Origin of the sequence: Sphingobacterium cavernae, from assembly GCF_008520265.1 — a bacterium.
Lineage (GTDB): Bacteria > Bacteroidota > Bacteroidia > Sphingobacteriales > Sphingobacteriaceae > Sphingobacterium > Sphingobacterium cavernae.
Map to the genome: position 1 here is coordinate 66,238 of NZ_VIQM01000054.1, position 12,851 is coordinate 79,088.

General features: G+C 35.3%; 11 protein-coding genes. 4 read left to right on the plus strand and 7 right to left on the minus strand.

Annotated elements, in window-relative coordinates:
- Positions 1-4: 4 nt before the first annotated feature.
- Complete coding sequence (locus FLS47_RS10735; protein ID WP_149914368.1) at positions 5-355, minus strand: bleomycin resistance protein; 351 nt, start codon at positions 353-355, stop codon at positions 5-7.
- A 154-nt stretch (positions 356-509) separates the two neighbouring features.
- Between FLS47_RS10735 and FLS47_RS10740 the strand changes: the two genes are divergently transcribed.
- Entirely contained in the window at positions 510-1,979 is a 1,470-nt protein-coding gene (locus FLS47_RS10740) for a glycoside hydrolase family 130 protein (RefSeq protein WP_149914369.1), read from the plus strand.
- Between the two features lie 46 nt (positions 1,980-2,025).
- On the opposite strand, the gene FLS47_RS10745 is transcribed toward FLS47_RS10740, so the two are convergent.
- The 5 genes from FLS47_RS10745 to FLS47_RS10765 form a co-directional block, all read right to left on the minus strand.
- On the minus strand, positions 2,026-2,733 hold the full coding sequence (locus tag FLS47_RS10745) for a 3-keto-disaccharide hydrolase (RefSeq protein ID WP_149914370.1): 708 nt from the start codon (positions 2,731-2,733) through the stop codon (positions 2,026-2,028).
- Between the two features lie 18 nt (positions 2,734-2,751).
- Complete coding sequence (locus FLS47_RS10750; protein WP_149914371.1) at positions 2,752-3,726, minus strand: 2-hydroxyacid dehydrogenase; 975 nt, start codon at positions 3,724-3,726, stop codon at positions 2,752-2,754.
- A 9-nt stretch (positions 3,727-3,735) separates the two neighbouring features.
- Complete coding sequence (locus FLS47_RS10755; protein ID WP_149914372.1) at positions 3,736-5,397, minus strand: DNA polymerase/3'-5' exonuclease PolX; 1,662 nt, start codon at positions 5,395-5,397, stop codon at positions 3,736-3,738.
- A 101-nt stretch (positions 5,398-5,498) separates the two neighbouring features.
- Complete coding sequence (locus tag FLS47_RS10760) at positions 5,499-6,809, minus strand: NAD(P)/FAD-dependent oxidoreductase (protein ID WP_149914373.1); 1,311 nt, start codon at positions 6,807-6,809, stop codon at positions 5,499-5,501.
- A gap of 343 nt (positions 6,810-7,152) precedes the next feature.
- Positions 7,153-8,166: an acyl-ACP desaturase gene (locus tag FLS47_RS10765; RefSeq protein ID WP_223225236.1), complete on the minus strand. Its 1,014-nt coding sequence runs from the start codon at positions 8,164-8,166 to the stop codon at positions 7,153-7,155.
- A 155-nt stretch (positions 8,167-8,321) separates the two neighbouring features.
- Here FLS47_RS10765 and FLS47_RS10770 point away from each other — a divergent pair, with 155 nt between their 5' ends.
- Both FLS47_RS10770 and FLS47_RS10775 read left to right on the plus strand, forming a co-directional pair.
- On the plus strand, positions 8,322-9,545 hold the full coding sequence (locus FLS47_RS10770) for an aminotransferase class V-fold PLP-dependent enzyme (RefSeq protein ID WP_149914374.1): 1,224 nt from the start codon (positions 8,322-8,324) through the stop codon (positions 9,543-9,545).
- Between the two features lies 1 nt (position 9,546).
- The gene (locus tag FLS47_RS10775; protein ID WP_149914375.1) at positions 9,547-9,963 is read left to right on the plus strand and encodes a SufE family protein; all 417 of its coding nucleotides are present in this window, start codon (positions 9,547-9,549) and stop codon (positions 9,961-9,963) included.
- 28 nt (positions 9,964-9,991) lie between these two features.
- Here the strand turns inward: FLS47_RS10775 and murI are convergent, their stop codons facing one another.
- Positions 9,992-10,816, minus strand: a complete 825-nt coding sequence (gene murI / locus FLS47_RS10780; protein WP_149914376.1) for a glutamate racemase — start codon at positions 10,814-10,816, stop codon at positions 9,992-9,994.
- Between the two features lie 584 nt (positions 10,817-11,400).
- Here murI and FLS47_RS10785 point away from each other — a divergent pair.
- Positions 11,401-12,846 (plus strand): gliding motility protein RemB, encoded by a 1,446-nt coding sequence (locus FLS47_RS10785; protein ID WP_223225237.1) that lies wholly within the window; start codon positions 11,401-11,403, stop codon positions 12,844-12,846.
- The last annotated feature ends 5 nt before the right edge of the window (positions 12,847-12,851 follow it).

A 12,851-nucleotide genomic window follows, 5' to 3' on the forward strand; every position in this document is an offset into this window, starting at 1 on the left:
GACTTTATAATCCTTGCCCAAAAGTGAGTAAGGTGTAGTCCGGGTCAAGCAATGAAAATTCAATTTGTCCCCATGGTTTTGTTTCTAGATGACCATTGGGATGAATTGGTATTTGATCCCCTAACAATGCTTGATAGAAATTTTGAATTTCGTTAGTACGGATATAGACTTGACCATAATTGTTCAATGGATCTAGATCTTTGAATAAAAAGAAATGTATTTCTATACTGTCTTTCTTCAATATTATATAATCTCCATAATCAGCAATTTCCGTAAACCCTAATTTCACAATATAGAATTCTTTTGTAGCCTCTTTGTTCCGCATGGGTAACTTTGGGTTAATAGCAGTCAACATACTATTCTTTTTAAAACGTTACTATAATCACTTTAGTAATTAAATATATAAAAATCTACCTTATAGTTTTTAAATAAAAATTATGATGGAATTTGAGTTTTGTTTCTAACAAAACCTCATTTTGAATGTTATAAAAAAATGAAAAATAGTAATTATGGGGATTAGATTAATACGCAAGAATATTTACTTTAGGCCAGACTCTAGTCGTGTACTCGCAAGGTATTTTAATATCAATGATGAACGTAAAGTTAAGGTAATAAAACGTGTGCTTTCGCTGACTAAATCAGAGACTGACATCGCATTAAATCAGCTTCTGCGAAATTTCTCGAGTCGACATCGTAGTGTTGTTGATATTTGGGAACGCAATTTTAAGCGTTGTATGGAATCGCCATTGGGGGATGAAATACTAAATTATTCGTATAGCCATCGGCAAAAATTGCTTATAGGCGCATATTTTACGATGGAATATTCCATAGAATCCGCTGCATTTTTCAATCCTTCTATCGTTGAGTCTCCTGACCAAACGCAATTGGAGGCTGGTCAAAAGCGAATAATACTAAGTTTTAGAGCTACAGGAGAAGGACATGTGTCTTCGTTGGTTTTTCGGTCGGGGATAATTGATGAAAACTTAGATATTCATTTGGATGAGGTTGGACGTTTACTCGAAAAGCCAAAGCAATTCAAAAATCACGAATATTTTAAAAAGGATTTTTTCGAAAAGTTGTCCAATATAGATGCTGTAGATGAAGAATTTCACAATATTGTGCTTCAAAATTTCCCGGAGAAATTCGTTTATGAGGAGTTAAGACGGTTTATTCGAGAACTGATGGCAGAATATGGGGATAATGCGATTTATAATCAATTCTTAAATCACATTCTTTGGTTGGCTTCATCCCATTATCAAATCACTTATTCCTTGGACACATCCATTTCAGAAAGAGTAATTTTTCCAATTTCAGATACCGAGAAAAATGGGATAGAGGATGCGCGATTTTTGAAGTTTGATCACAAAAATGGGAATTCCACCTATTTTGCCACTTATACGGCTTACGATGGATTGAGTATTATGCCAAAATTGTTATCGACGAAAGATTTCATCACCTTCAAAGTGCAGCCCATTAATGGCAAAATCGCAAATAAGGGAGCCGCAGTCTTCCCAAGGAAGATTAATGGGAAGTATGCAATGCTATGCCGTGTAGATGGGGAGAACAATTACATTGCTTTTTCCGAAGACATGATTAACTGGCACAATGAAGTTTTTCTATTGCGGGAACCACAATACCATTGGGAGTTTATTCAGATAGGCAATTGTGGTTCACCGATTGAAACGAAATATGGTTGGCTCGTGTTGACACATAGTGTAGGTCCGATGAGACAATACAGTATTGGTGTGAGTTTGCTGGATTTGGAAGATCCTACGAAGATAATTGGTAGGTTACATGAGCCATTATTGTACCCGAATCAAGAAGAAAGAGAAGGTTATGTGCCGAATGTAGTTTATTCATGTGGTCAAATAGTACATAACGGACATTTAATTATCCCTTATGCGATGTCCGATCATTCTTCGACCTATGCTACTATTAATTTGGATGATCTTTTAGAGGAATTATTGCGCAATCCATAATATTTGGATAAAACATATAGCGGAAGCATAATTCTCCGCTATATGTTTATAATTCTTTTAGCTTGATACTTCGAAAAGAAACACCACGTGACCAATCTTGAAGTGAGATATGACCTTTTGTATATTTTCCGAAATGCGGGTAATCTTTAAAATTGGATTTTGAAACTATTGTTTTCCATTCTTGCGTGTTGAAATCCATTTTGGCAGTTTGTTGTCCATTCAAATAAAATTCTATTTTGCCATCTTTTTGTACAATACGAGATTCGTTCCAATTTCCTTGGATTTTAGTACGTGCGGAGTTTAATTGTGGCGTAAAATTATATAAACAGCCAGATTTCTTAAGTGGAAGGTCAAAATCCATATGCGAATCTTCCAAAAGCTGATATTCAGGTCCAGAGAAATAAGTTTGTGCAATTGATGTGTCTTCTTTTACGTTAATAAATACACCACTATTACCTTCTTTCTCTAATTTCCATTCAAACTTTAATTCGTAGTTTTCATATTCTTCATTCGTAACCAAATCAATTCTATCCGCTTCACTATTAGGGTCACAATAGATGTATCCATTTGCGACAACCCAAGGTGATGTTGGTATACGATTATTATACAAATGCCAACCTTCTAAATTTTTTCCATTAAACAAAAGTTTCCATCCTTCTTTTTGTTCTTCTTCGGACAGAGTATTTGGTTCCGTCTGCGATGAGCAACTGTAAAAAATCGCTGAAAAGAGCAGCAGGTAGGTGATGTATTTCATAAAGTTTAAGATTGTGTCTTATGAATATACTTCTTTATTCACAATTTGCATCATCTTATTTCCATTTTTAGCAGCGATAAGATTGTTGGCAGCCATAATAGCCATTTGCGTACGTGTCTCTATTGTTGCAGAGCCAATATGCGGTAGGGCACAGACATTCGGCAATTGCAATAGCGGATTGTTTGGTGACATCGGCTCGGGATCAGTGACATCTAGTCCTGCACCCCAAATTTCGCCTTGTTGTAAAGCTTCTAATAAGTCCTGTTCTTGATGTACTTTTCCGCGCGCTGTATTAATAAAGATTGCTGTTTTTTTCATGCGTTGAAAAGCATCTTTATTAAAGCGATATTGCGTCTCTGCAGAAAGATTGGTATGCGCAGAAATCACATCAGACTGCGTCAGTAAATCATCAAAGTTCACATATTTGGCATCCACAGTTTGTTCTGCGTCTAAGTTTCGGCTGCGGTTGTAATAAATAATATTCATATTGTAGGCCGCTTTTGCTTTCTTAGCTAATTCTAACCCAATTCGTCCTAAACCATAAATTCCTAATGTTTTTCCATTTAGCTCGACTCCCAAATCTTGCATAAATTCAAAATCTTTCCATTTTCCTTCACGCACTTCATTCGCGCGATAAAATGCTTTTCTGGATACGGCTAACATCAATAAAAATGCAACATCAGCAGTTGCTCCGCTCAATACATCGGGGGTATTGGAAACCGGAATTTCCAGTGCTGTTGCCGTTTCTAAATCCACATGGTCGTAACCTACACTTACCAATGCAATTCCTTTCAAGTGTTTGCATGATTCTAAAAAATATTTATCTAAGTTAGCGTGGCCAACGTTTAATAGCAAATCGACACTTTGGCAAGCATCAATTAGCTCTTGTTGCGTAATCTTCTTGTTTTCTGAGTTAATCGCAACTTCAAGACCATATTCTTTCAAAACTTCAATCGCATCCGATGGAATATTACGTGATATATATACTTTCATGATCTTATGTTATTTTTTACTATTGAAATATGCGGTTATTTGCTCTAACGAAAATGCATTCAAACATTTATCTGCGGATAGTCCACCTTTGCGTCCTACAAATACACCATAATGCATATCTAAAAGACCTTCTGTACGGTGCGCATCTGGATTAATTGATAATAATACACCTTTTTCTACAGCGTAACGATGCCATCTCCAATCCAAATCCAAACGTAAAGGATTTGCATTAATCTCAATTACGACGTTATTTGCTGCACAAGCATCTATGATTTTTTTGAAATCCAATGGATAACCAGCTCTCGAAAGCAATAATCTTCCGGTTGGGTGTCCTAAAATAGTCGTATAGGGATTTTCAATAGCTTTTAGCAAACGTGCTGTAGCTTTTGCTTCGTCCATTTTCAAATTGCTGTGAACAGAAGCAACCACAAAGTCAAATTTTGCTAATATTTCGTCCGAATAATCTAAAGATCCATCGGATAAAATATCTGACTCAATACCTTTAAATATTTTGAACGGAGCCATTTTTTGATTTAACGCATCTATTTCAGCCCACTGCTGTTCCAAACGTTCTACTGGCAAACCATTGGCATACACTGCTGTTTTGGAGTGATCACAAATTCCCAAATATTCCAAGCCCAACTCTTCTTTGCAATAGCGCGCCATCTCAGCTAAAGTATGTACACCATCGGAATAGGTAGAGTGATTGTGCAATGTCCCTTTCAGATCATCAAAAGTAATAAGTTGAGGTAAAGTATTCGACTTTGCTAACGATACCTCATCTAATCCTTCACGAAGATCAGGTTCGATATACGCCAAACCCAAGCGTTCATAAATGGATTTTTCATCAGCCCCGTTTGGTATTTCTGAAGCAATCTCTTTTAGAAGTGAGATATGCTCAGGGGAGCCTGTCTTTAAAAGTAATTCTTGCGCGAAGTTATCATCTGCGGAAAACACTAAAAATGGGCAAGCATTTTCATCCACAAAAGAAATGGTATTGTCTTTGATTTCAATCTGTGATTCAAATTTTAAATCTATAATGGCTTTTTCCAGAGTAGACAGAGGTGCATTTGTGATTAATTCAACACGTTGCAAAACTTCACATTTTCGACGGAACTCACCTGTAAAACTCAAATCAAATCCCGACAAACTTGCTTTTAGCGAAGCGAAAGTTTTCTCTGCAAAAGGTAAGGTTTTAGCATACAAGAACCATCCTTGATTGTCCATCGCAAATTCTATGGATTTTTTAATATCTTCTTGTGTTTTTAACCCAAATCCTTTGGCTTCGATCAATCTGTTTTCATTGCACGCATAATACAATTCACCAACAGATTCAATTTCTAAATCATTCCAAATAATTTGAATTTTCTTGGGTCCAAGACCTTTAATTTTAAGCATTTCCAATATGCCTGCTGGCGTTTTGGAAATGAGCTCATCTAACTCTGGAAAAGATTCCGAAGTAATGACTTGCTTGATTTTTTCAGCTGTGCTTTTCCCAATTCCTTGTTGCGTACTCAGTTCTTCAAGCGAAGCTGTAGCCGCAGAGAAGGGGAGTTTATCTATTTTGAACGAAGCACTAGCCATTGCTTTTGTCCGAAATGGATTTGCGTTATAAAGTTCCATCAATTGTCCACAAAGTTTGAATGCGCGTGCGATCGTTTTATTATCCATAGTAAGTATTGTTTTATTATCAAAAGTACTAAATAAAAAAATGTCGGCAATTTTCATTACCGACATTTGTACTTATTGTTTGATTTAATATAGGGTCAAAATTACGCTTGTATCTGCGCTTTTTCTTTATCTGCAGGTCTTTCGTATTTATCTACGATAAGACGTACACCAGAGTTTTTAGTCATAAACTTAATTGTCCAGTTTACAAATGTAACTAGTTTATTTCGGAATCCGAATATAGACATTAAGTGTACAAACATCCACGTCATCCAAGCAATAAAGCCATTCATGTGTAATTTACCTAAATCAACAACAGCTCTGTTACGACCAATAGTCGCCATCGAACCTTTGTCAAAATATTTGAAATCTTCTGTATTTGGTTTATTCGAAAGAATGTTGATGATATGTTTGGCTACATATGTACCTTGTTGCTGCGCTGCTGGAGCTACACCAGGAAGCCCTCGTGGCGTTTCATCAGTAATCATAGCCGCTACGTCACCAATAGCATACACGCCATCCATGTTTTCTACCTGACATTGACCATTTGTACGGATGCGGTTACCTCTTTCGATGATCGAAGCATCAATACCGCCTGGAAATTGACCTTTCACACCAGCACCCCAAATCACGGTTTTTGTAGTGATACTTTGTCCATTATTAAATGTAATCGTATCTCCATCGTAACCCGTAACTTGCGTGTCAGTCAATACAGTCACACCCAATTCTTTCAAATATCTCTCTGAATCTCGAGATGATTTTTCCGAAAGGGCACCTAATATTTTACTTGTGCCTTCAACCAAATAAACTTTCATTTCGTTTACTGATAATTCAGGATAATCTTTTTTCAACACGTGAAGTTGAATTTCAGCGATAGCACCAGATAATTCCACACCTGTTGGACCACCACCTACAATCACAAAATTCAAATATGGAGCACGATCTGAAGCGTTTTTCAACAGTACTGCTTTTTCTAGGTTTTGCAACACATAGCTTCTGATATTCAAAGCTTCTTGAATACTTTTCATTGGAAGTGAGTTTTTCTCTACTTCTTGGTTGCCAAAAAAGTTACTTGTTGCTCCTGAAGCGATTACTAAATAGTCGTAATCATATGTTCCTACAGATGTATGAACTTCCTTCTTGTCTTTATCAATGTGCAATACATCCGCTAGGCGAAATTTAAAATTCTCTTGGTTTTTAAACATCTTGCGAATAGGGAAGGAGATGGAATCCGCTGCAAGTGTACCTGTTGCGACTTGGTACATCAAAGGTTGGAACGTATGGAAGTTGTTACGATCGATTAATAAAACTTCTACTTCTTTATCTTTTAATTTTCTTGCTACTTCGACACCACCAAATCCACCACCAATTATGATAATGCGCGGGAAAGAACGTTCAGAACGATTTAATAACATATCGCTAGTTTGTTTGTTTTTCTGTAAAATTTGAAATACAAATATCCTAAAAAAATAATATATTTCAATATTATTTTATTAATAGTTTGCGGTATAAATTATGTAAAATGCACTATAATAGCATTATAAAGCCGTTTTTGGTTGTATATACAATGTTATCTTAGTGTAATTTATACACATTTTATATTAGGACGTGGTAAATCTTCAATAGTTTAACCGTTGAATTCTATATTTATTGTAATTTATTTATTTTTTACGCTTGTGTTGAAGTGCTTTGGAAGTTGTAACAAAATAAAAAACGCTCTATAGCTAGAGCGTTTCAATATCCTTTAGAAATTCAATTTTAGTAAATCCATTTGAATTTGTATTCCAGTTCAGGAACTTTGATTCTGTCAGCTAAACGAAGCAAACGATCTGGCAGTTTCATGAGATAATCACGTGCTTTTTCGCCTTGTTCATTAAGTCCCGATACTTGATCAATTTTCCATTCAGCGATTAATTCTTTCAAAATATCGACATAGTCAATAGCCGTATACACATTCAAACGTTGCGCAGCATCTGAGAAATGGGCAAAAGTACCACCTTTTGCTTCGCCAGATTGTCTCAAAAAGTGAGCTGGCATAACAATTTTCTTACGCATCATATCTTCAAAAGCCAACATTACTTCACTAGGGTCGACTTCAAATGCTTTTGAGATAAATGACATGTATGCTTTGGCGTGACGAGCCTCATCTGCAGCGATAACACCACACATTTTTGCTAATAATTTATCGCCACTTTTTTTGGAAATACCTGCAACACGTCTATGCGAAACGTTTGTAGCAATCTCTTGGAAAGAAGTGTAAATAAAATTACGGTAGGGATCTGCTCCCGTGCCAATATCAAAACCATCAGCGATCAAATGTTGCGTACTCATTTCGAATTCACGCATATTGATTCTACCCGATAAATAAAGATATTTGTTCAATAAATCTCCGTGTCTGTTTTCTTCTGCAGTCCATGCACGTACCCACTTCATCCATCCACCTTGTTCGTTTTTATCAACATCTTCTACCATAGTCAACCAAGACTCATAGGTAGGCAATGCTTCTTCTGTAATCGTGTCACCAATTAAAACTGCGACTAAATCATAGGGAAGCTCTTTTGCACTTTCTTGTAAATCTCGAACTTCTTCGAAGAAAGTACTTCTAGATGAATCTGGAAGAAAATCAGCTGGTTGCCACATTTCTTCGACAGGCTTTAAGTATTCACTCATTTCGTTGAGCATGAATGGCTCCAAATAAGTCATTACTTCTTTCCTAGATCCCTCTGGAATATTTAATGGTTGTTCTTGCATAATTACTACAAAGGTAGGCATAAAATTAAAATAGTGTTTGGAAATTAATAAAAAATTCAGGCGTATAGTTGCACATTAACATCATTTTATCCGCATCTTTTACTAAAAGAATACATTTAAACCACGTGTTTTGCTTCGATATGTATTACCTTTGTAACGAAAATTTGGATTATAAATTGGAAAATTTCGATATACAAAAGATACGTGCTGATTTTCCTCTTCTGAAAAGAGAGGTGAATGGTAAACCATTGGTTTACTTGGATAACGGTGCAACCACGCAAAAGCCAAAAGTTGTCATTGATGCTATCACGAATTATTATTCGGATATGAATTCGAATGTGCATCGTGGTGTACATTATTTGAGTCAGATTTCTACTGATGCGTTTGAGTTGACACGTCGCAAGGTGCAAGAGTTTATCAATGCGAAAGAAGATTTTGAAATAATTATCACAAAAGGAACAACCGATAGTATCAATTTGGTAGCTTCTTGTTATGGTAAAGCTTTCATTCATGAAGGTGACGAAATCATCATTTCAGCGATGGAGCATCACTCAAATATAGTGCCTTGGCAAATGCTATGCGAAGAAAAAGGTGCAGTGCTCCGTGTCATTCCGATGAATGAAAAGGGTGAGTTGAATATGGAGGATTACAAAAATTTATTATCAGACAAGACGAAGTTAGTTTCTGTAACGTATGTCTCGAATTCTCTTGGTACGATCAACCCTATCAAAGAAATTATTGAATTGGCGCACGCTAAAAATGTGCCTGTCTTTGTAGACGCAGCACAAGCAATTCAGCATATCGCGATCGATGTTCAAGAGTTGGATGTAGACTTTTTGGCTTTTTCGGGACACAAAATGTATGCGCCAACAGGCGTAGGTGTGCTTTATGGTAAAAAAGACTTGTTGAATGCAATGCCTCCATATCAAGGTGGTGGCGATATGATTAAGGATGTAACTTTTGAAAAGACGACTTATAACGAATTGCCTTTCAAATTTGAAGCAGGTACGCCAAATATCGAAGCCGGTATTTGTTTAGCTGCCGCGATTGATTACATCAATGAATTAGGTATTGACAATATCAAAGCTTACGAAGACGATTTGTTGGCCTACGCCACTGCGAAAATCAAAGATATTTCAGGTGTAAGAATCATAGGTGAAGCCGCGAAGAAATCATCAGTGCTATCTTTTGTGGTGGATGGCGTGCATCCATACGACATTGGTGTGATTTTGGATAAATTGGGAATAGCTGTGCGTACGGGACATCATTGTGCACAGCCTGTTATGGATCAATTTCAGATTCCAGGTACAGTACGTGCAAGTTTGGCGGTGTACAATACCAAAGAAGATGTGGATAATTTTATCGCGGGTTTGACACGCGCATTAAAAATGCTTTTATAAAATGACAATAAACGAAATACAAGACGAATTAATCGAAGATTTTGCTTTCTATGGCGATTGGATGGAGAAATACGAATACATCATCCAGTTGGGTAAGGAAGTGGATTTAATAGACGAGCAATACAAAACAGATCAATTCATAATCAAAGGTTGTCAATCCAAAGTATGGTTGTATCCAGAATTGGTTGATGGTAAAGTTATTTTTAAAGCCGATTCTGATGCTATTATTACCAAAGGTTTGGTGAGTCTAATGGTAAAGGTCCTATCAGGTCACACACCTAAGGAAATAGCGGATGCAGATTTATACTTCATTGATCAAATAGGCTTGAAAGAGCATCTATCACCGACACGTGCTAATGGACTTTTGTCTATGGTTAAGCAAATGAAATTGTATGCAATAGCCTTGCAGAACAGATAAAAAATAAAGCGATTCCACTGGAATCGCTTTATTTTTTATCTACTTTGATATGTTTAGCTTCAAGATTTTTTCCGAAAAATATATATGCTTTATCTGAAAAATCTTTCGGATTATCTGTTGTGTAAAATTCTAAATTCCCACCTTCACTGCATTTTTCTTTTACTTCAGGATGTCGATTTAAATAATCAACTAAACTATCAGCCACTAATTCACCTTGTGCTAATATTTGAATATGGTCTGGTGTGTATTTTCGAATGATTGGATACAGAATAGGGTAGTGCGTACAAGCCAATACTATAATGTCAATATTTGTTGACTGACTTAATAATTCATTTACATCCTTTTGGATGAAATAATGTGCTCCTTCGCTATTAATTTCGTTATTTTCTACTAAGGGAACCCAAAATGGACAAGCATGTTGATAAACTTGAATTTCAGGATGAAGCTTTTCGATTTCTATTAAATAGGATTGGGATAAGACAGTACCTTGCGTGGCTAAAATACCAATGTTATTAGTGTTCGTGTATTCATGAATAGATTCGGTCGTAGGACGAATCACACCCAATACTTTTTTGCCTTCCGGCAAATCATTTTGTTGTATACTTCGTAATGCTTTTGCAGAAGCAGTATTACAGGCAAGGATAACAAGGTTGCATTCTAAATCAAAAAGCTTAAAAACACATTCTTTGGTAAATTCATAAACTGTATCGAACGAACGTGTACCATAAGGCACGCGTGCGTTGTCGCCAAGATAGATATAGTCGTATTGTGGTAATTTATTGTGAATCTCTTTAAAAACGGTTAAGCCGCCATAGCCAGAATCAAAAATGCCAATCGGTCCTTGTGTTTGCATATAAAATGATTATACGGATCAGATTCATTCAAATCTTTTACAAATATGGCTTTTCTTTATGTGATTTTGATAAATATTTGCCAAATCGATTAAATATACACCTAGTTAGCATGCCTTATTATTCTGTGATTGTTAATTCCTCAGCATCTAAGAAAATTTTTAATAGTTTTTAAATAATAGTATTTAGCTAACCGTTTTAGACGAAAATTATAAAAATTATTATTATTAAAATGAATGATTTACAATAACATGTGTATGTTGTTTATCAATATATGTAATTTACATTGCAAATTTGGCATGAATTTAGCTTTCAAGTATAAATATTTCTTTTAAAATACATTATTGAATCTATAATTATTGTATTTTATTGTATTTTTTTTATATTTGATATGAGGTCTACTTTTTTTTATACCGTTTTAAAATATTTTTTTAGTTTAATTTTTATTTGTAACTCGCTGTTTTCTAGCGCTCAAGTTGTTGATCAAACCTATTCGTTTGATCAATCTCAAAAATACAATAATATATTGTATAACACAAATTCTAGATATCATACTGCTTCTAAACCATTCTTGTTTAAAAACGAAATGTTGAATAGAAAGGATTCTTTAGAGAACGCGAATCAAACTTTATCATCAAATTGGATTATGCGTAAATTGTTTAATGAACATTTGGTAGATGTTGAAAAAGAGGATCACACATTTTATTTAGATTTCTTACCAGATTTTCAAATTGGTTCTGAAGTAGTAGATCCAGAAAAGCGTACCACATGGATGAACACAAGAGGTTTGCAGGCGGGATTAACAATCAAAGATAAATTTACTTTTCATACTGCGATTTTTGAAAATCAGGCTGTATTTGCAAAATATCTTGATGAGTATATTGCAGAGACGGGTGTAGTACCTGGGCAATCGTCATCAAAAGACAGGAATAAGAAAATAAAAGATTGGATGTATGCTACCGCTAGTTTAACGTATGACTTTAGTCCTTATTTTCAAGTAACTGCTGCATTTGATAAAAACCATATTGGTGATGGTTATCGATCATTACTGTTATCGGATTTTTCATCTAATTACACACATTTAAAGTTTACAGGTGAAATAGGTAATGTGCAATACACTTCAATATGGGCTTATATGAATGACCCTATGAATCCACGAATCGATTCCTTGAATTCAGGTGGAAGATTTGGAGATGGTATTAAATATGGGGCATTTCAATTTATTGATTATAATGCAACTAATAGATTGTCCGTTGGATTTTTTCAATCAGTTGTTTGGTCAAATCGCAATCAAGCTGGGCATAGAGGATTTGATTTTAATTATTTAAATCCTGGGGTGATCTTTAGACCAGTAGAAAATAATAACCGTACTTCTCCAGATAAAATGTTTTTAGGTTTAAATGCTAAGTATAAGGTGCTTAATAACGTAACTGCTTATGGACAATTTTTGTTAGGTGAATTTACAGCAAAAGAGTTTTTTGCAGGAAATGGCTATGCGCATAATAAATGGGGGGCACAGTTTGGCGTAAGAGGATTTGATATATTTGGGGTTCGTAACTTACATTTCTTGACAGAATACAATTTAGTACGACCATATACATATCAACATTTTGCATCGATTTCAAATTACAGTAATAATGGAGAACCATTAGCACATCCACGTGGTGCAAATTTTAAAGAGTTTGTAGGTACAGCTCATTATTCTTGGAATCGTTTTGAATTTTCTGGAAAAGGTATTGTTAGTACTTTTGGCACAGATCCAGATACTGAAACAAACATGGGGGGGGATATTTTCCAATCTTATAAAACAATACCTAATATGTATGGTAACTCAATTGGACAAGGAGTGAAGAACAATTTGTACTTTGCTGATTTAAGAGCGTCTTATGTATTAAATCCAAAGTATAATTTACGATTAGAGTTTGGCTATACACAGCGGTATAGAAAGATTGAGGGCGATGCTACTCAAAAATCTGGAGTAATCAATTTTGGACTACGTTCGAGTTTCCGAAATTTTTATGGTGATATTTAAAAACT